Origin of the sequence: Paraburkholderia sp. HC6.4b (assembly GCF_014200875.1) — a bacterium.
Taxonomy (GTDB): Bacteria; Pseudomonadota; Gammaproteobacteria; order Burkholderiales; family Burkholderiaceae; genus Paraburkholderia; species Paraburkholderia tuberum.
On record NZ_JACHDC010000004.1, the window covers coordinates 212,989 to 230,405 of the forward strand.

The following is a 17,417-nucleotide window of genomic DNA, read 5'->3' on the forward strand; positions in this document are numbered from 1 at the left end:
AACGAAACGAATGGAGATAACGATGAGTGAATTTTCACGCGACATTCTGTTTAGCCGAATGATCGGTCTGGTGACGCAAGCGCAGATGGATGCACTTGCGGGCAAGCGCGTCGCGGTGCCGGGCTGCGGTGGAACCGGCTACACATACGCCGAATGTCTAGTTCGGATGGGCGTGGGCGGGATCAACGTCGCCGACGCGGATACATTCGGTCCGGAAAACATGAATCGTCAGTTCGGCTGCACGGTGGACACGATCGGCAGAAAGAAGTCCGACGTGCTGAACGAGCGGCTGGCGTCGATCAATCCGGAAGTTTCGATTTGTACATTCGACTATCTGGACGAGCACAACATCGACGCGTATCTGACCGACGTGGACCTCGTGTGCGACACGCTGGATTTCTTCGTAATCCGACCGCGCCGTCTGCTGTATGCGAAGGCGCGCGAGCGCGGCATTCCGGTGCTGATTTGCTCGCCGGTCGCGTTCGGCGTGACCGGGCATCTATTCGATCCGCACGGCATGTCGTTCGACGACTACTTTGGTCTCAACGACGAGCAGGACGAACAGGCGCAGCTTGAGCGCTTCGGCAACGGGATAACGCCTGCGATGCTGTATCGCGCGTACGCGGAATCGCCGTCGCTCGACTTCGGCGCGAAGAAGGTGGCCTCGCTCAGCGCGAGCTGTCTGATGGCAACGTCGTGGGGCTCGTCGCTCGCACTGATGATGCTGCTGGGAATCGAGCACGAGTTCAAGGCCGTGCCGTACTGCTACCAGTTCGACATTCGCGCGGCCCGGTTCTGCGAGGTTGCGTCGCCGGCCGACACAGCCAGGAATGCGACCGCGCACGCGCGTGTCGTCGATTGCTGCTGACGGGGGGCGTATGTCGGGACCTGCCACTTACACGATTCAGGACTGGGTATTTCGCGATGCGGCCGGACGCTATGAGATTGATCTCGGCGACAGCAACGCGCCGTGCCTGACGGTCGGGGATATTGCGGACGCGTCGCGCGTCGTGCTCGATTACGGCAGCGATCGCGGCAGCGCGCGCCTGCGCGAGCAGGTGGCGGCGTTGTACCGGTGCCCGTCACGCGAGGTCGGCATCGCGCACGGCGCTCAGGAGGCGCTGTATCTGATCTATCGAGCGTTGCTGCGGCCAGACGATCACGTGATAGCGTTCAAGCCTGGCTGGGCGCAGTCGTGGAACGTGCCGGCACGGATCGGGTGCGCGCTAACGGTGCTCCGGTACACGCGCGACTTCGATCTCGATCTGGAAGCCATCGCACAGGCGATCCGGCCGAATACGCGGGCGCTCGTGCTGAACGTGCCGTGCAATCCGACCGGGCGCGGCATCACCGACGACGACCGACGGCATCTGATCGCGATGCTGCGCGCGCGGCGAATCCACCTGATCGCGGACGAGGAGTATCTGCAGGACTTTGGCGAATCGTTCGTGCACGACTACGAGCAGGCGGTTTCGGTGTCGAGCCTGTCGAAGCTGTTCGGTGCGCCGGGGTTGCGAGTCGGCTGGATGTGCGGACCGAAGGAGATCGTCGCCGCCGCGATGGCGTACAAGCACGAAACGACTATCTCGAACTCGGTGTTGTGCGAGTCGCTCGCGAGCGCGGTGCTTGTCGAGCGCGACCACTACCTGCGTCACTATCGCGCGTTGATCGGAGCCGGTAGCCAGATTTTGCGCGAGTGGGTGCGCCGTCATGCCGGGGAGGTCGAACTCGTCGAGCCACAGGGCGCGCCGTTCTGCTGGCTGCATCTGCGCTCGGCGGAGCCGTCGCTTGAGTTTTGTCGGCGTGTGTTGATCGATACCCGTGTGCTGACGATGCCGGCGGAGGTCTTCGATCGCGAGCGGGGGATGCGCCTGACATTCGCACGCGAAGCCGGGGAGCTTCGCGAGGGCTTGCGGCGCATCGCGTCTCAATTCACTTCGCAAGTCGCGTGAGTGCGACCGGAAAAGAGATATGAATAAACGACACATTTTCATCGACGGCGCGTCCGGCACGACGGGATTGCAGATCCGCGACCGTCTGACACGCCATCCGGGTGTGAAACTGATCGATATCGATCACGCGTCGCGCCGTGAGGTGGAAGCGCGCTACCGGATGATGCGTGCGGCCGACGTCACGATCCTGTGCTTGCCGGATGACGCGGCGCGCGACGCGGTCGCGCTTGCAGCGGATGCGGGCTGCCGGCTGCTCGACGCGAGCTCCGCGCATCGCATCGCGGACGGCTGGACGTTCGGTCTGCCGGAACTGCACCCGGGGCAACGTGCGCAGATCCGCGACGCCGCGCGCGTATCGAATCCCGGATGCTATGCAACGGGCGCGATCCTGCTGCTGCGTCCACTCGTGGATGCGGCGCTGTTGCAGGCTGATCGCGAGTACGCGGTGACGGCCGTGTCGGGCTACACGGGCGGCGGCAATCGGCTGATCGAGCGTTACGAGGCGGCGGGCGCGCACGCGCCGGCCTTCGCCGCTTATGGCCTCGATTTCGGACACAAGCACGTCCCGGAGATCGCCAAGTGGTCGGGGCTCGGAAGGGTGCCGTGCTTCCTGCCGGCGGTCGGCAACTTCCGTCAGGGGATGCTCGTATGCGTGCAGCTCGACGATCTGCCAGGCGTGCGTGCAAACGATTTACACCACGGTCTGTCAACCTTCTACGCGAACGAGCGTTGCGTGCGCGTGCGGCCGTACGGCGAAACCGATCCCGAGACCGCGCCGTTCCTGACGCCGCATGAGATGGAGGGCAGCAATCACGTCGATCTGTACGTGTTCGGCCCTCGTGACGGCTGTCGCGCGCTGCTCGTCGCGAAGCTGGACAACCTGGGCAAGGGCGCGTCCGGCGCCGCGGTGCAGAACCTCAACATTATGCTGGGCCTCGACGAGCACACGGCCACCGTGCTCGAACGGTGACGCGGATTGATCGCGTCTCCGACATCGACGGGTCGAGCTACCATTTTTCACCTTCTCACATGCGCAACGAATCGTTCGATTTTCGAAAATACGATGCTCTCGGCAACGACTATCTGGTTGTCGATCCGCGGCATTGCGGTCTGCGAATGACGCCGGAGACGGTGCGCAAACTCTGCGACCGGCATCACGGTGTCGGCTCGGACGGCATCGTGCTCGGCCCGATCGTCGACGGCGGGCGGCTGGGCTTACGGCTCTTCAATGCGGACGGCAGCGAATGCGAAAAAAGCGGTAACGGGCTGCGCATCTTCGCCCGTTCGCTGATCGACGCTGGCTATGTGAGTGCGTCGAAGTTCACAGTCCGGCTTGAATACAGTGGACAGGACATCGACGTCGACTGCCTCGACTGCCGCGACGACCTCATCAAGGTCGCGATGGGCGCGTATGCGCTGCACGGTCCGGGCCTTCCCGCGCGCGCCGACGGGTGTGACTTCATTGACCGGCCGATTAGGCTTCGTGACACGGAGGTGCGTGCGAGCTGCGTCGACATGGGCAATCCGCATTGCGTCGTAATCGGTGAGCCGGTGAACGAGGCAACGGCGCGTTCTTTCGGAAGGGAAATATGTAGTCATCCATATTTTCCGAACAAGACCAACGTCCAGTTCGTGGAAGTGATTGCCCACGACCGGCTGAGGATCGAGATCTGGGAGCGGGGCGCAGGATACACGCTCGCGTCTGGCAGCAGCAGTTGCGCGGCCGTCGCCGCGTGCCGCGAACTCGGGCTCGTAGACGATCGCGTGACGGTCGAGATGCCGGGCGGAACGGTCGTCGTAGAGATCGGCAGCGGCAGGAACGTATTCCTGACCGGCCCCGTCAAGTGCGTGGCTGCGGGCGTTTTGGCCGACGATCTGAAGCGCGGTCTGACTGACGCACAACGATAATTTTGCATGGAACCGGAGACGTCAATGAAATTCGTTCACCGCGACGCCGACGAGGGCGATCTGCCGCGCATCGTCGACATCTACAACGATGCGGTGCTGACGCGCGAGTGCACGTGCGATCTCCGGCCGATCGATGTCGAATCTCGCGTCGAATGGCTACGCAAGCATCGCGGGTCGCGCCGGCCGGTATGGGTGGCCATCGACGGCGATGCGCCCAGCTCGCCCGTAGCCGGCTATTTGTCGTTCGGCTATTTCATGAACGAGCGCGAAGGCTACTTCGTGACCGCGGATCTCGCGATCTATCTGCATCCGGACTATCACGGCAAGGGCCTCGGGCGCTATCTGCTCGACGCGGCGATCCGCCATGCGCCGTCGCTCGGCATCGAAGTGCTCGCCACGACGATCTTCGCGTCGAACACCGCGAGCATCAGGCTGTTCGAGCGGGCGGGGTTCGCAACTTGGGGCGTAATGCCGCGCGTCGCCCGGCTCGGAGACGTCGAACGCGATCTCGTGATGGTGGGGCGTCGCGTGACGACGGACTGAAGGCTAATCGAAAAAAGATATCGAATGTATACGACAGAAGCACCCCCAATCCCGATCAGAAACGTCCTTTCGTCGAGGAACATCCGCTGGTGGCGGAAGCGACGCGGCTCCGCCTGGTGAGGTTGGACCAGAGCCTGAACATCGTCGTCAGCGGACGCGACGGCGACGCGCTCGCGCAGTTCCGCTGCATCGGGTCGTGGTTTCGGATTTTTCTCGATCTGGACGTTCCAAGCGCGCGCGGCCTGTCGTTCTTCCGCCGCTTCGTCGCTCTGGGCGCCGCGCACCAGTGCGCGAACTCGTGGCGTCGACCGTCAACTTGCATTGGCACCGTCGACAGCCATGTGACGGGCATTCTGCGCGTGTTGGACGCCGCCAACCGCGGGCATGCGATCGCGAAGACGATCGAGCTGGAATTGAACTGCGCGTCCAAGACGCGACGATCCGGGACCTGCCGTACGCCGCGTAACGCGGCTGACGCGCAGCGGCGCCGGCCTTTTCTCTGACCTTAACTGACCACGTATTCATGAAACCGATCGATCTCGCCCGTCTAGTCCTCCTGTCGGCCATCTGGGGCTCGAGCTTCCTGCTGATGCGCATCGTCGTTCCCGGCACCGGCATCGTCACCACCACCTTCCTGCGCGAAGGCCTCGGCGCGTCCGGGCTCGCGCTGGTGCTGCTGTTCGCCCGTCTGCCGTGGCGGTTCGACGGCAAGCTGCATCTCGCGATGCTACTCGGTGTGTTGAACTCGGCCGTGCCGTTCCTGCTGTACAGCGTCGCGGCGGAAGTGCTGCCGTCAGGCTATTCCGCGATCATCAACGCGACTACGCCGATGATGGGCGTTGTGATTGGCGCGATGTTTTTCGCGGAGCGCGTCACACCTGCAAAGTCACTGGGCGTCGTGGTGGGTCTGTGCGGCGTCGGCGTGCTGACACAGCGCGGGCCCGTGACGTTCGGATGGCAGGAGTTGCAGGGTGTCGTCGCGTGTTTGCTCGCGGTCGCGTGCTACGGCTTCTCGGGCTTCCTGACGCAACGCTGGATCGCCGGTCGCGGCGGCCTCGACAACCGTCTGCTCGCGTTCGGCAGCCAGTTCGGTGCGGTGGTCGTGCTGGTGCCGCTGTTCGGGTATCAGGCATTCCTTCACGCCGCGCATCTGCCGTCGGAACCGGGCACGTGGCTCGCGATCGCGGCGCTCGGGTTCGGCTGCTCGACGCTCGCCTATTTGCTCTATTTCCGGCTGATCGCCGACATCGGCCCACTCCGCTCGATGAGCGTGACGTTCCTGGTGCCGCTGTTCGGCGTGGTGTTCGGCGCAATCTTCCTGCACGAGCGTCTGACGCTCGCGCACCTGACGGGCGGCCTGTTGATCGCCGTCGCGCTGTATCTGGTGCTTGTGCCATCGCGCTCGAGCGCGGTTCGCGAACGCGCGTCGTTGCCGAGCCGTTGACGCGGCGCGTTGCGCAGCGTCGCTACGATCCCGTGAATCTTTCATTGAGTGCCAGGAGTCATGCATGAAAACTTTGGCGGTAGCGCTGCAATGGACGCTTCCATTTCTTATCGTGCTGTCGGTGCTAGAGGGGCTGGCGTTCCGGTGGCTGGCCCGCAACGACTATGCGTGGAACGAGAACCTCGTGTCGGGCATACTCGGCGCGATGGACATCGGGTCCGAGGTGCTCGCAGCGAGCGTCGGCGTGGGCCTGTTTCAATGGCTGTGGGATCACCGCTTGTTCACGATCCCGGTCGCCACTTGGTGGGGCATGCTGCTGTTGTTCGTCGCCGTCGATTTCGCGTATTACTGGCAGCATCGGTTCGCGCACGAGATCCGCTGGTTCTGGGCGAGTCACATGGTTCACCACACGCCGACCCATTACAACCTCGCGATGGGATATCGGGTAAGTTGGCTCAGTAAGATCACCGGCATTTTCCTGTTCTACACGCCGTTGATCTGGCTCGGCTTCTCGCCGGGCTGGGTGTTCGTGATGCTCGGCCTGAACCTGCACTATCAGTTCTGGCTGCATTCGCCGTTGATAGGCCGGCTCGGCTGGTTAGAGCACCTGCTCAACACGCCGTCGCATCACCGTGTCCATCACGCGTCGAATCCCCTTTATCTGGACAAGAACTACGCCGGTGTTCTGATTTTCTTCGACAAGATGTTCGGCACGTTCGTCGAGGAGCGCGACGACGAACCTTGCCGCTATGGCCTGGTTCATCCGATCGGATCAAACAATCCATTGCGCCTTTCACTGCACGAGTGGGTCGCGATGGCGCGCGACGTCTGGAATGCGAAGACGCTGCGCGGATGTGTCGGCTACGTGTTCGGTCCGCCGGGATGGCGTGAGCGGGAGCGAGGGGACCGCGACGCGGGGCAGCAGGGCACTTCTCGAAACGTAAGCGCCAGTGTCGAGTAAGCGCTAGGGCATGTCATCTTGATCGGGAGGTAAAGTGAGCTTCCCCCGGAATTTCGCCTTCCAGTAGTGGCGGTTGTTTCGTCATTGCGGATGGCCTGGAGTGGTCGTACGGGTGGTCTGAGCGACGTGGGTCAAAGCCGCATTACACATTGAGCGATTGCGAGGGTGTCAGGCGAGAATGGTGCCCCATTTTCTACTGCGCGGTTTCCATGCTCCCAATCGCCCCATCCTCTTCTGACAAACTGACTGACGACGATCGCGCTTCAGGCGCTGACGGGTATCCGCCGGCCTGAACAAGGGCGAAGCCCGCAATTCACTGGCGCGAGCGGTGTTCTTTTATCGTCTGGGCGAGATACGGGACCGTTCGTACGAAAACCAGCGCTACCGGGCCAGTGGCCTGAACCTCGTGGTGGGCTGCGATCACGCTGTGGAACACGGTGTATCTGGAGCGTTCAATTGCCGCCTTGCGGCAGCAGCGTGAGATCAACGACAGCCTGATTTCGCACGTCGCTCCGCTCGGCTGGAACCACATCAACCTGACAGGTGACTATGTATGGCACGCCAACAAACGCGTCGCCAAGGGGCGATTCAGGCCGTTACGCGTGGCCAAATCGCCTAGGGCGAAGTCTTAGCGTACGAAAAAATCCGTTTCTTGAGCGCACCCCAAATAGCACGAGTAAAAATCGCGGAGGTGAGAGCCTCGGGCCTCAGACCTGGCCGATGCCGCCGTCATTCATCAAATCCGCGCCCGTCATATAGGAACTCTGTTCGGAGGCGAGAAAAAGCGCCGCGCTGGCCATCTCCTCGGCGCGGGCGAGTCGACCAATCGGGACCATGCTCTTGTACATGCTCACCAGATCCTCGCGTGTCGCCGACTGGGAGTCGAGAATCGGGGTGTCGGTGACACCAGGGCTAAGCATGTTGACGCGAATGCCGCGATCCTTGAATTCGGCGGCCCAGGTGCGGGCATAGGAACGCAACGCGGCCTTGGTCGCCGCGTAGGCGGTATGACCAGGGATGCCCATGACGTGCATGGCCGACGAAACCAGGATGATCGACCCGCCACCTGTCATCATCGGCAGCAGCTTCTGCACCAGGAATACCGGGCCGCGCGCCATGAGGTTGAATGCCTTGTCGAAATGCTCAGGCGTGATGGTGTCGATCGAAGCCTGCTCGGTAAAGCCCGCGTTCGACACGATGATGTCGACGACACCTTTTTCGTCCCTGACTGCCGCAGCGACACGGTCGAGGTCATCGAGATTCGCGGCGTCGGCCTGAAGCGCGGTAACGTTGCGTCCGAGCAGTTTGACGGCCTCGTCGAGCTGGCCTTGGCGCCGACCGAAGATAAAGACGTGAGCACCTTCGGCGACGAATCGCCTGGCGATCGCCAGGCCGATACCGGTCGTTCCGCCGCTAATAACCGCGATCTTCCCTGTGAGAGTAGACATTGAAGCTTCTGCCTGTTCGTGAATGGAAGTGACATCGTAATTGCGGCTCCTGCGAATGATAATCGGCGGATTTATCATAAGATCCATTCACCGAGAGAATAGATCGCACGAGAGAAATACAATGGATCGGTTTCACGAATTGAACGCCTTCTTCGCCGTCGTTGAAGCGGGTGGCTTTTCCGCCGCGGCGCGCAGAACCGGCGAGTCACAGTCCGCGATCAGTAAGTCGATCGGCGCGCTGGAAAAGCGCCTGGGCGTGCTGCTATTCAACCGAAGCACACGCAGCGTGACCCTGACGGATCAGGGGCAGAAATACTACGAACGCACCAAGCCGTTGCTGGACGAGATCGAGGTGGCCGACAGCGAACTGACCAGCAGCACGCTGGATGTCTCGGGGCTTGTCCGGATCGCCTCTGCCTCTACGTTCGGTCGCCTGCACGTTGTTCCGCTCATTCCCGAGCTGCTGTCGCGCTATCCTGGTCTGCGGGTCGATCTCGTGTTGTCGGATTTCGTACGCGATATGGTCGAGGATCGAATCGATCTCGCGATTCGAGTGGGCTCCGTCAACGATCCGGATTCGGTCGTGAAGCGGATTGCCAGCACCCCGCTGGTCTGCGTCGGATCGCGTCGCTATTTCGAGCAATACGGTGTACCGAAGGATCCTACCGAACTCGCCAATCACAATTGCCTGCTCTACGGCGGTCTGATGGAGTCGGCAAACTGGCCGTTTCATGGGCCGCGAGGCCGATTCAGCGTACCGGTGCGAGGCAACCTGTCGTCGAATAGCGTCGAGACAATACGATCGGCCGTGCTCGCGGGCGTGGGAATCGGCCTCTTCGCGAAGCTCTCGCTCGCCGACGAACTCAAGCATCCCGACATTGTGACCGTGCTAGACGACTTCATTCGCGACGCCCGTGATGTAAGCATCATCTGGCCGACGCGTCGTTTCGTGCCTGCGCGCGTGCGCCGGGTGACTGACTATTTTGCGGCTGCGCTGCCGCAGCGCTTGTAGGAGCGACGTCCGTGAACTAAAAGATGGCTGGCGGCACTGCGTGCGTCTGAATCAGTCGATTCCGGCGTGCACTTCAAACGCCGTCCGTCACGCAATGTTCGCGAGCGGCGCGCGTCGAGTGCCAGCGTCGCTCGACATCGACTCGCGTACGTGGCGTGCGAATTCCTGTGCCGCTGGCTGAACCGTCGCGGGCAAGCGCAGACAGATCGCGAACGCAGGCAGTGCGGGCAAGCCGGTTACTCGAGGCGTCAGCGTCTCCAGATCGGCCGGCACCGTGGAGGCGAGCCAGGCCGTGATCGCGAGGCCCGCGCGCACCGTTGCGGCCGTCGCCTCGATGTTTCCGCTCTCGAACACCGTGCGCCAGGCAATGCCCTCGTCCGCGAGCGCGCCGAGCACCACCGGACGGAAAGCACAACGATCGTCTACCATCGACAGCGGCAACGGCCGCTTCTGCCATGCATCACTGCCGCGCCCCTTGACCCACACCAGCGGCTCGATGCAGACCACTTCACCTTCGGCTTCGCTTGCGACATATTCGACCAACGACACGTCAACGCGACCGCTATTCACCGCTTCGCTCAGCTCTGGCGACGCCGCGCACACCAACGAAATTTCGACGTGCGGATGCGCGTCGGCGAATGCCTTCATCGCGGGCGCGAGCCGCGTCACGAGATCGTAAGGCACGCCCACACGCAAGGCGCCGCGCAACGGCTGGCCGGTCATGTCGGCCCAGATTTCATCGTTCAGCCGCAGCAGCTTGCGCGCCTTCACGAGAAACTGCTCGCCCTGGTGCGACAGTTCCAGCCGGCGCGTCTTGCGAACGAACAGAAGGCAATCCAGCACATCTTCGAGGCGCTTCACCTGTTGGCTCACGGCGCCTTGCGTCATGTGCAGCAGATTCGCGGCGACCGTCATGCTGCCGCTATCGGCGACGGCAACGAAGGTGCGGATAAGATCGAGGTCGAGGTTTCGGCTCATCTATGCATTATGCGACGTAATGTACCGCATCAATATTATTAGCTTTCACGATGCCTTGACGATCCGTACAGTGCGAATTCACTGATCCGAATGTGCACCGATGACCTCGATTCTGCCGCTTCTGCTCTTCGTCGCCGTCGCGACCGTGACGCCCGGCGGCGCGACCACGCTCGCCGCCGCCTCAGGCGCACGCTTCGGCTTCGTACGCTCGATACCGCTGATGCTCGGCATCGCGATGGGCCTCGCCTTGCTCGCCGCGGTCGCCGCGCTCGGGCTTGGCGGCCTGCTTCTGACGCTGCCGTCGCTGCAAACGGCGGTGAGGGCGCTCGGCTCGGCGTATCTGCTGTGGCTCGCGTGGCGCATCGCGCGCAGCGGGCCGCCAAACGCGAGCAACGGCCCCGTGCGCCCGGTTTCGCTCGTCAACGGTTTCCTGCTGCTCTGGCTCAACCCGAAAGGCTGGGCGATGACGGTTGGCGCGGCGGCGTCTTTCGCGCTGCTCGCAAACAATCCGAACCGCCTCGCGATGCTGCTCGGTGCAGCGTTCGGGGTGACTGCGTGCGCGTCGCTCGCGCTGTGGTGTGCGCTCGGCGTGCTATTCGCCCGGCTGTTTCGGACGCCGCGCCACTGGCGCATTCTCAATCTCGCGATGGGTGTGCTACTCGCCGCATCCCTCATTCCGACCTGGAGATAAGCATGTCTTCCCATCCGTTCGCCGAATCGTTCGACCTTGAAGCCGCGTTCGCCGATGTGTCGGATCATTGGTCGCCGAAAGTTGTCGCACAGGTCAACGATCAGTACGTGAAGGTCGCGAAAGTGCGCGGGCAGCTCGTGTGGCACGACCATGAGCACGAGGAGCTTGCCGAAGAACACGAGCACCCCGATATCGAGACCTTGCTGGATGAAGCCATTCGAGACGCCGGAGACGTCGGCATCGTCTGGCCGAGGTGCCGTTTCGAGCGTGCATGGCGCCTCCGCTCGAGTCGACGCTGAAAGGCGTGCTCAGTGCAGTTTGACGTGCGGCGCGGTGCTTCGACGGAGCCGATGCGCGAGGGTATTGACGATCATGCGTGCATAGCCATGCAGCGCTGCAACGTGCATCCGATACAGCGACAAATACATGAAGCGAGCAAGCAGTCCGTCCACGAGCATGCTGCCGCCGATAAGACCTCCCATCAGACTCCCTACCGCATTCGCGTGCCCGAGCGACACTAGCGAGCCGAGATCGCGATAGGCAAACTCCGGAAGCTTTTTCCCCTCGATGCGTCGCGCAAGTGCCTTGACTAAAAACGATGCCTGCTGATGAGCCGCCTGGGCGCGCGGTGGAACATTGCGCTCGAAACCCAACCATGGACAGGCCGCGCAATCGCCGAATGCGAATATATGGTCGTCGAGATCCGTTTGAAGCGTGCGACGCACACTGAGTTGCCCCAGATGATTGACGGTCAGCCCATCGAGCGTTGAAAGCACCGCGGGTGCCTTGATGCCCGCGGCCCACACCGTGAGATCCGCACGTATCGTCTTGCCGTTTTTCGTGCGGATGAGTCCGGGCGCGACCTCCGCGACCCGCTCGTCGACCATCAACTTGACATTGAGTTTGCCCAGCAGTCCGGCAGCTGCGGTGGACACGCGTTCTTTCAACGCTGGCAGAATCCGCGGCCCAGCTTCAATGAGCACGATCCCGACGTCGTGTGTGGGGTCGAGCCGATGCAAGCCGTATGATGAAAGTACCTTCGCCGTATTGCGCAATTCGGCGGACAATTCCACGCCCGTAGCGCCCCCGCCAACGATCGCGACCTGAACACGAGGCGCGTGATCGACCGGCACTCCACATGCACTCCGCTCACCGGCGTCTCGTTGTTGTTCGGCGCGAATGCAAGCTGAAATCAGGCGCTTTCTGAAGCGTTCCGCTTGAGCGACGTTGTCAAGCGCGAGCGAATTTTCCGCCGCGCCCGGCACGCCGAAGTAGTGCGTTGTACTACCGATGGCAAGAATCAACGAGTCGTACCCGATTCGGCGCGGCGGTACCAGTTCGGTTCCGTCGTCATCGAGCAGTGGCGAAAGCAGGACCTGCCTCGAGCCACGATCCAGTCCGACAAGTTCGCCATGGATGAACTGGAAGCCGTGCCACTGGGCTTGCGCGGCGTACGCCAGTTCCTGTGCGAATGGGTCCAGACTTCCCGCTGCGACCTCGTGCAACAGGGGCTTCCAGATATGCGTCGGGTTGCGGTCGATCAACGTAATGGAGGCACGTTGCGCCCCGCTTCTTCGCCGACCACCATAACGATCGCCTAGCCTCGTTGCGAGTTCGATGCCACCCGCCCCTCCTCCCACGATCACAAAACGATGCATGCAGATTCTCCCTGGACGACGACGCGCGGTACGGAAATCCAACACAACGGTTGAGAACAACTATCGCAGAAGCCCGACAGCAGGAAAATCTCATAGTTCTGATGGTTGCCTTCAGGTTTTCTGATTGAGAGATCTCCTACTGACCTCGCCCTCAACGGCGTACTCGCACTGTCTGGAAACCCCTCCAGGTTCACACGCACGATGCCCGAGACCCGACGCGCGACTTCACTTCGGCGCAGTCGGCTCGCCGCGATGGCCAGGCGCTCGAACGTACTGCTGAACGCAGTTCGGCCCTTCCACTCGACGTGGTCGTCAAAGGGGTGATCGTAGGTGCCGCGCTGATGGCTGGGGGTCGTTCTTCGCCAGATCTGTGGTGATCAGGATGAAGCCATCAACGTTCACACTTTCGGTCGATGGATTGATACCGTCGGCAGGTATCTCATCGTTGTGGGCCTCAATGGCACCATGACTGCGTCGCCGAACTCGCTGAAACAGCGCCATCGCAGCTAGCGAAAAGATGCCTTGCGACGCCGCCGCCAGTTCGCAGATAGCGTCGCTGACGCAGTTCATTCCGTCTTTATTCTCCAATGCGCTTGAAGCTGGCGTAGTAATCGTCGGTGTAATAGCACTCGCCGGTTTGCTTGCGCGGCCCACCACATACGATCCGACGCTGCCCCCGATCCGTCGCGCCTGGTGTGCGAACCGTATAGGTGTGGTAGTAACCGCGCGGATGCTTCGGCAGCAAAGCCGCACTGTTACGAAACAAGACGCCGTCATCGCTAAACGGGAAGGGGCCGCCCGCTTTGATCAGTCGCAGAGTTTCGGCCGCCTCCGCCGGCAACTGCGCCTTGGTGACGGTGACCAGCGCGCCCGTTCCTTGGGCGCCTGATGCAGCGGTTGCATTGCTCGCACCCTGTGCTGGCTGAACCGGCGCCGAGCTCGCGGATGCGCCCGATGCCTCAGTGGCGCTTTGCGGTCCCTGCTTGCCGCATCCGCCGAAGATCGCGCTCAATGCGACGATGCAGGAGACAGCCCACGCTCTCTTCACGAAACGGTTCTCCCTTCGTTGACCAGCACCCGACGACCTGGATAGACGTAAAGGTATCGCTAATGACGGAGCGAATCAACGATCCATCGTAGACCCGTGCCTGCATGCGCGCGAGAATCGTGGTTTAACGATGGTTTCCACGCCTGCAGCGGAGTACGAAATGGACGATCCCTATGATCTTCAGCGCTTCCTCGATGCACAAGAGCCGGTCTACGACCAGGTATGCGATGAACTGAGGCACGGACGCAAGCGAAGCCACTGGATGTGGTTCGTGTTTCCTCAAATCGAGGGGCTCGGAACCAGCGCAATGGCTCAGCGATTCGCGCTTTCGTCGCTGGACGAAGCGCAAGCCTATCTGCGCCACCCGATACTCGGCCCACGGCTGCGCGAAACGACGCACCTGGTCAACGTCGTCAGCGACCGCTCCGTCGAGGAAATATTCGGGTATCCGGATGACCTGAAGTTTCGCTCGTCGGTCACCTTGTTCGCGCGCGCCACGAACGACAACGACGTATTCATCGAAGCTTTGCGCAAGTATTTCGGCGGAGAAGCCGATCCGCGGACCCTCCAGCTGCTCTAGACCATTTTGGTAGCGGTCCCGCGCACGCGGGGCGCAGCGGACCGCGCAATTCCGCTCCCGGTGCAGTGCGTGGTCACTGCCCGCTCACATCGGCTGCACGGGATCGAAAGAGCAGCAGGTGATCCGTGCCGGATTCGGACAGCCAGACCTCGCCCGGACGACCCATCATCTGACGGACGTTCGCGTGGTCACGCGGCAGCGGCAACACGTCGAACCGCTCGGCACGCGGATCGAAGCGCACTAGCGCATTAGCACTCCATTCGCTGAGCCAGACGATGTCCTGGTCGTCGACGAATATTGCATACGCGTGCGGATCGTTGCCGGGCAGTCGCCATTCGCGCCAATGATGCGTGCCAGGATCGTACACGCCGACTTTTCCGGCGTTCCACTCGCTGACCCAGATGCGCCCCCTGGAATCGGCCCAGACGCGGCGCGCGCCCTGATTCGACGTTGGTGGCTCGATGACCTGTGCCGCGCCCGTGGTCGGGTCGATGCGACCTACGTAATTTCCCGCCAGCGAAGCGAAATACAGATCCCCGGAGCGGGTCACGCAGATACCGTAGGGCCCGGCGCCGCGTGGGGCATCAAAGACGCGCATGCGCGATCGCTGCGGATCGAGTTCACCGTAGATACCACTTTGCCCCGTAAACCACAGATGCCCCTGTTTGTCGAACACGGCGGTATTCAGATTGGCGTCTGGCCGGTCCTTGGGTAGCGGAAAACGCGTGACGGCGAGCGTCTTCGGATCGATACGCACGATTGCGTTCTGGCCGCCGTCAGTGACCCACGCCGCACGATCGGGGCCGACGATCACGCCATGTGGCGCCGATCCGGCGCCGAGCGCGATCGTGTCGGTTTTGCCGCTGCGCGGGTCCAGCCGCCCGACCGCTCCCCGCGCCTGCGCGGTGTACCACACGGTGCCGTCATGCGCCGGTGCGACGTCATGCGGTGCGCTGCCGGCCGGGATGGCGAAGCTCTCGAACGACGGCGGCTGTGCTTGAGCCTGCGCGAGGCCAAGGTTGTCTGTGCTGATCGCGCAGGCGATGGCGTACAGAGCCAGGGCAATCGCAGACCGGGCAGTCGATTGCGGGGCAAGCTTCGGAAAATGTTTGAAGTCCAAGCGGGCAAATTCCATCATCGCACGAAGTCGCTCGAGCGCCGCATGCCCCGGATGGATCGCGAACATCCACCAAAGAAGCCCCACAAGTAACAGCAGAGGAATCAGCATGGTGGTCTCCATCGCTGCTTGTGCCAGCTAACGTATCACGAATGCCACTTGCCAAGGTCAACCCGACGTTTCAATGCTTGGCGGCGCGCGCTTCCTCGACGTTGTCGAAAGTGCGATTCGCCGGGATATTCGTTGCCGGGTTTGCGTGCAATGGAACCGCACCAGGGTAAATACAGATTCGATCGCTCAAAAAGCTTTATAGAATGGCCAATATTAGCAAGGAGCAATACTGCTTGCTATAGATTAATCAAAGATATCCCGCAGAACCCGGAGACGCCATGCAGATCGACTACCAATCGATGCGGTTCGACTACGAGCGAGCCGCCGACCACGATGCCGGTGCACCGCTCACCTATCCGGTCGTGGTGATCGGCGCTGGCCCGGTCGGGTTGTCAGCGGCCATCGATCTGGCCCAGCAGGGCGTTCGCACCGTGCTGCTCGACAATGACGACACGCTGTCGAGCGGTTCGCGCGCAATCTGTTTTGCGAAGCGGACGCTGGAAATTTTCGATCGGCTCGGCTGCGGCAAGCAGATGGTCGACAAAGGCGTGAGCTGGAACGTCGGCAAGGTGTTCCTGCAGGATGAACTGATCTATACGTTCAACCTGCTGCCCGAGACAGGCCACGCGCGCCCAGCATTCATCAATCTGCAGCAGTACTACGTCGAGGGCTATCTGGTAGACGAGGCGAAGCGAACCGCGAATCTGCAGATGCGCTGGAAAAGCAATGTGATCGGTGTGACCCAGCAAGACGACCATGTCGAGTTGCGGGTCGAAACGCCCGACGGCATTTATCCGATGCGCGCGCAATACGTGGTCGCCGCCGACGGCGCGCGCAGCGCGGTGCGCAAGGCGCTCGGTCTCGACAGTCATGGTCGCACCTTCAAGGACCGCTTCCTGATCGCGGATGTGAAAATGAAGGCGCCGTTTCCGACCGAACGCTGGTTCTGGTTTGATCCGCCCTTCCATCGCAATCAATCCGTACTGCTGCACAGGCAGCCCGACAACGTCTGGCGCATCGATTTCCAGCTCGGCTGGGACGCCGATCCGGTCGCTGAAAAACAGCCTGAGAAAGTGATTCCGCGCGTGAAAGCGCTGCTCGGCGACGATGCCGGGTTCGAGCTCGAATGGGTCAGCGTCTACACGTTTTCGTGTTTGCGGATGGACAGTTTCCGGCATGGCCGCGTGCTGTTCGCGGGCGATTCGGCGCATGGCGTGTCGCCGTTCGGCGCGCGCGGCGCGAATAGCGGCGTGCAGGATGCCGACAATCTCGCCTGGAAGCTGCGGCTCGTCGTCAACGGCGACGCGCCGCCGGCGCTGCTCGATACCTATGCATCCGAGCGCGAGTATGCGGCGGACGAAAACATCCTGAACTCATCGCGCGCCACCGACTTCATCACGCCGAAAAGCGCGGTTTCGCGGATGTTCCGCGATGCCACGCTCAAGCTCGCGAAAGAGTGTCCGTTCGCGCGGCGCATCGTCAACAGCGGCCGTCTGTCGGTGCCGGCGGTTCTGCGCGACTCGCCCCTGAACTCGCCCGACGCCGACGCGTTCACCGGTGCGATGGTGCCCGGCGCGGCCAGCACTGACGCGCCGGTCAAGCTCGTTGGCGAAGACGCCTGGTTCCTGAATCAGACAGGACATGGCGGCTTCACGGGTGTGCAATTCTGCGGCCCGGGAGACGACCTGACGAAATGCGCCGAACAGCTTCGCGCGCTCGCATGCCTCGCGGTGCCGGTTCACTCGTTGATCGTCGTGCCGCGTGGCGCGGCCGCGACCGCTCTTCCGGAGATGCCTCACGTCACGGTGATCGAGGACGTCGAAGGCATCGTCACGCATCGCTTCGATGCGCGGCCCGGCACCTTTTATCTGCTGCGTCCGGACCAGCACGTCTGCGCGCGCTGGCGCGCCCTCGACACCGCATCGGTCGCCAAGGCCGTGGATCGCGCAACCTGCAACGGATAACC

The 17,417-nt window shown here is 62.3% G+C and carries 18 protein-coding genes and 2 pseudogenes; 14 read left to right on the top strand and 6 right to left on the bottom strand.

The features are described from left to right. The first annotated feature begins 22 nt into the window (after positions 1 to 22). The 9 genes and pseudogenes from HDG34_RS07625 to HDG34_RS07665 form a co-directional block, all read left to right on the top strand. Positions 23 to 868, top strand: coding sequence for a ThiF family adenylyltransferase (locus tag HDG34_RS07625; protein ID WP_184058885.1), 846 nt, complete (start codon positions 23 to 25; stop codon positions 866 to 868). Positions 869 to 878: 10 nt separating this feature from the next. Beyond that, the gene (locus HDG34_RS07630) at positions 879 to 1,952 is read left to right on the top strand and encodes a pyridoxal phosphate-dependent aminotransferase (protein ID WP_184058887.1); all 1,074 of its coding nucleotides are present in this window, start codon (positions 879 to 881) and stop codon (positions 1,950 to 1,952) included. Between the two features lie 19 nt (positions 1,953 to 1,971). Beyond that, positions 1,972 to 2,922: an N-acetyl-gamma-glutamyl-phosphate reductase gene (argC, locus tag HDG34_RS07635; RefSeq protein WP_184058889.1), complete on the top strand. Its 951-nt coding sequence runs from the start codon at positions 1,972 to 1,974 to the stop codon at positions 2,920 to 2,922. A 59-nt stretch (positions 2,923 to 2,981) separates the two neighbouring features. Further along, complete coding sequence (gene dapF / locus HDG34_RS07640) at positions 2,982 to 3,860, top strand: diaminopimelate epimerase (RefSeq protein ID WP_184058891.1); 879 nt, start codon at positions 2,982 to 2,984, stop codon at positions 3,858 to 3,860. Between the two features lie 24 nt (positions 3,861 to 3,884). Continuing rightward, positions 3,885 to 4,403: a GNAT family N-acetyltransferase gene (locus tag HDG34_RS07645; protein ID WP_184058893.1), complete on the top strand. Its 519-nt coding sequence runs from the start codon at positions 3,885 to 3,887 to the stop codon at positions 4,401 to 4,403. 89 nt (positions 4,404 to 4,492) lie between these two features. Further along, the gene (locus HDG34_RS07650) at positions 4,493 to 4,906 is read left to right on the top strand and encodes a hypothetical protein (protein WP_184058895.1); all 414 of its coding nucleotides are present in this window, start codon (positions 4,493 to 4,495) and stop codon (positions 4,904 to 4,906) included. A gap of 20 nt (positions 4,907 to 4,926) precedes the next feature. Continuing rightward, positions 4,927 to 5,847, top strand: coding sequence for a DMT family transporter (locus HDG34_RS07655; protein WP_184058897.1), 921 nt, complete (start codon positions 4,927 to 4,929; stop codon positions 5,845 to 5,847). 64 nt (positions 5,848 to 5,911) lie between these two features. After that, positions 5,912 to 6,808 carry a sterol desaturase family protein gene (locus tag HDG34_RS07660; RefSeq protein ID WP_184058899.1) on the top strand — a complete coding sequence of 299 codons (897 nt, stop codon included), beginning with the start codon at positions 5,912 to 5,914 and terminating at the stop codon, positions 6,806 to 6,808. Between the two features lie 274 nt (positions 6,809 to 7,082). Next, positions 7,083 to 7,440, top strand: a pseudogene (locus HDG34_RS07665) (Tn3 family transposase); the annotation flags it as partial. Between the two features lie 75 nt (positions 7,441 to 7,515). Here HDG34_RS07665 and HDG34_RS07670 read toward each other — a convergent pair. After that, positions 7,516 to 8,256, bottom strand: a complete 741-nt coding sequence (locus HDG34_RS07670; RefSeq protein ID WP_184055638.1) for an SDR family NAD(P)-dependent oxidoreductase — start codon at positions 8,254 to 8,256, stop codon at positions 7,516 to 7,518. Positions 8,257 to 8,377: 121 nt separating this feature from the next. Here HDG34_RS07670 and HDG34_RS07675 point away from each other — a divergent pair, with 121 nt between their 5' ends. Next, positions 8,378 to 9,268: a LysR family transcriptional regulator gene (locus HDG34_RS07675; RefSeq protein WP_184058901.1), complete on the top strand. Its 891-nt coding sequence runs from the start codon at positions 8,378 to 8,380 to the stop codon at positions 9,266 to 9,268. Positions 9,269 to 9,355: 87 nt separating this feature from the next. Here the strand turns inward: HDG34_RS07675 and HDG34_RS07680 are convergent, their stop codons facing one another. Beyond that, positions 9,356 to 10,246: a LysR substrate-binding domain-containing protein gene (locus HDG34_RS07680; protein WP_184058903.1), complete on the bottom strand. Its 891-nt coding sequence runs from the start codon at positions 10,244 to 10,246 to the stop codon at positions 9,356 to 9,358. Between the two features lie 100 nt (positions 10,247 to 10,346). Here HDG34_RS07680 and HDG34_RS07685 point away from each other — a divergent pair, with 100 nt between their 5' ends. Together HDG34_RS07685 and HDG34_RS07690 are read left to right on the top strand one after the other, a co-directional pair. Beyond that, positions 10,347 to 10,937, top strand: coding sequence for a LysE family translocator (locus HDG34_RS07685; RefSeq protein ID WP_184058905.1), 591 nt, complete (start codon positions 10,347 to 10,349; stop codon positions 10,935 to 10,937). Between the two features lie 2 nt (positions 10,938 to 10,939). After that, positions 10,940 to 11,101, top strand: a pseudogene (locus HDG34_RS07690) (cupin domain-containing protein); the annotation flags it as partial. Positions 11,102 to 11,245: 144 nt separating this feature from the next. On the opposite strand, the gene HDG34_RS07695 reads toward HDG34_RS07690, so the two are convergent. The 3 genes from HDG34_RS07695 to HDG34_RS07705 form a co-directional block, all read right to left on the bottom strand. Next, positions 11,246 to 12,595 (bottom strand): NAD(P)/FAD-dependent oxidoreductase, encoded by a 1,350-nt coding sequence (locus HDG34_RS07695; protein WP_184058907.1) that lies wholly within the window; start codon positions 12,593 to 12,595, stop codon positions 11,246 to 11,248. Positions 12,596 to 12,907: 312 nt separating this feature from the next. After that, positions 12,908 to 13,165 (bottom strand): hypothetical protein, encoded by a 258-nt coding sequence (locus tag HDG34_RS07700; protein WP_184058909.1) that lies wholly within the window; start codon positions 13,163 to 13,165, stop codon positions 12,908 to 12,910. Positions 13,166 to 13,172: 7 nt separating this feature from the next. Beyond that, a complete protein-coding gene (locus HDG34_RS07705; RefSeq protein WP_184058911.1) occupies positions 13,173 to 13,643 on the bottom strand; it encodes a ribonuclease in 471 nt (156 codons plus the stop codon). A 160-nt stretch (positions 13,644 to 13,803) separates the two neighbouring features. Here HDG34_RS07705 and HDG34_RS07710 point away from each other — a divergent pair, with 160 nt between their 5' ends. Beyond that, complete coding sequence (locus tag HDG34_RS07710; RefSeq protein ID WP_184058913.1) at positions 13,804 to 14,223, top strand: DUF1810 domain-containing protein; 420 nt, start codon at positions 13,804 to 13,806, stop codon at positions 14,221 to 14,223. Positions 14,224 to 14,296: 73 nt separating this feature from the next. Here the strand turns inward: HDG34_RS07710 and HDG34_RS07715 are convergent, their stop codons facing one another. Continuing rightward, positions 14,297 to 15,451, bottom strand: coding sequence for an SMP-30/gluconolactonase/LRE family protein (locus HDG34_RS07715; protein WP_184058915.1), 1,155 nt, complete (start codon positions 15,449 to 15,451; stop codon positions 14,297 to 14,299). 278 nt (positions 15,452 to 15,729) lie between these two features. Between HDG34_RS07715 and HDG34_RS07720 the strand changes: the two genes are divergently transcribed. Beyond that, positions 15,730 to 17,415, top strand: a complete 1,686-nt coding sequence (locus tag HDG34_RS07720) for an FAD-dependent oxidoreductase (protein WP_184058917.1) — start codon at positions 15,730 to 15,732, stop codon at positions 17,413 to 17,415. Positions 17,416 to 17,417: the final 2 nt, after the last annotated feature.

Coding starts and splice junctions, on each gene's coding strand:
- HDG34_RS07660 (WP_184058899.1), top strand. CDS start 5,912: ATGAAAACTTTGGCGGTAGCGCTGCAATGGACGCTTCCATTTCTTATC.
- argC (WP_184058889.1), top strand. CDS start 1,972: ATGAATAAACGACACATTTTCATCGACGGCGCGTCCGGCACGACGGGA.
- HDG34_RS07720 (WP_184058917.1), top strand. CDS start 15,730: ATGCAGATCGACTACCAATCGATGCGGTTCGACTACGAGCGAGCCGCC.
- HDG34_RS07695 (WP_184058907.1), bottom strand. CDS start 12,595: ATGCATCGTTTTGTGATCGTGGGAGGAGGGGCGGGTGGCATCGAACTC.
- HDG34_RS07675 (WP_184058901.1), top strand. CDS start 8,378: ATGGATCGGTTTCACGAATTGAACGCCTTCTTCGCCGTCGTTGAAGCG.
- HDG34_RS07630 (WP_184058887.1), top strand. CDS start 879: ATGTCGGGACCTGCCACTTACACGATTCAGGACTGGGTATTTCGCGAT.
- HDG34_RS07625 (WP_184058885.1), top strand. CDS start 23: ATGAGTGAATTTTCACGCGACATTCTGTTTAGCCGAATGATCGGTCTG.
- HDG34_RS07645 (WP_184058893.1), top strand. CDS start 3,885: ATGAAATTCGTTCACCGCGACGCCGACGAGGGCGATCTGCCGCGCATC.
- HDG34_RS07715 (WP_184058915.1), bottom strand. CDS start 15,451: ATGCTGATTCCTCTGCTGTTACTTGTGGGGCTTCTTTGGTGGATGTTC.
- dapF (WP_184058891.1), top strand. CDS start 2,982: ATGCGCAACGAATCGTTCGATTTTCGAAAATACGATGCTCTCGGCAAC.
- HDG34_RS07710 (WP_184058913.1), top strand. CDS start 13,804: ATGGACGATCCCTATGATCTTCAGCGCTTCCTCGATGCACAAGAGCCG.
- HDG34_RS07700 (WP_184058909.1), bottom strand. CDS start 13,165: ATGAACTGCGTCAGCGACGCTATCTGCGAACTGGCGGCGGCGTCGCAA.
- HDG34_RS07655 (WP_184058897.1), top strand. CDS start 4,927: ATGAAACCGATCGATCTCGCCCGTCTAGTCCTCCTGTCGGCCATCTGG.
- HDG34_RS07680 (WP_184058903.1), bottom strand. CDS start 10,246: ATGAGCCGAAACCTCGACCTCGATCTTATCCGCACCTTCGTTGCCGTC.
- HDG34_RS07670 (WP_184055638.1), bottom strand. CDS start 8,256: ATGTCTACTCTCACAGGGAAGATCGCGGTTATTAGCGGCGGAACGACC.
- HDG34_RS07685 (WP_184058905.1), top strand. CDS start 10,347: ATGACCTCGATTCTGCCGCTTCTGCTCTTCGTCGCCGTCGCGACCGTG.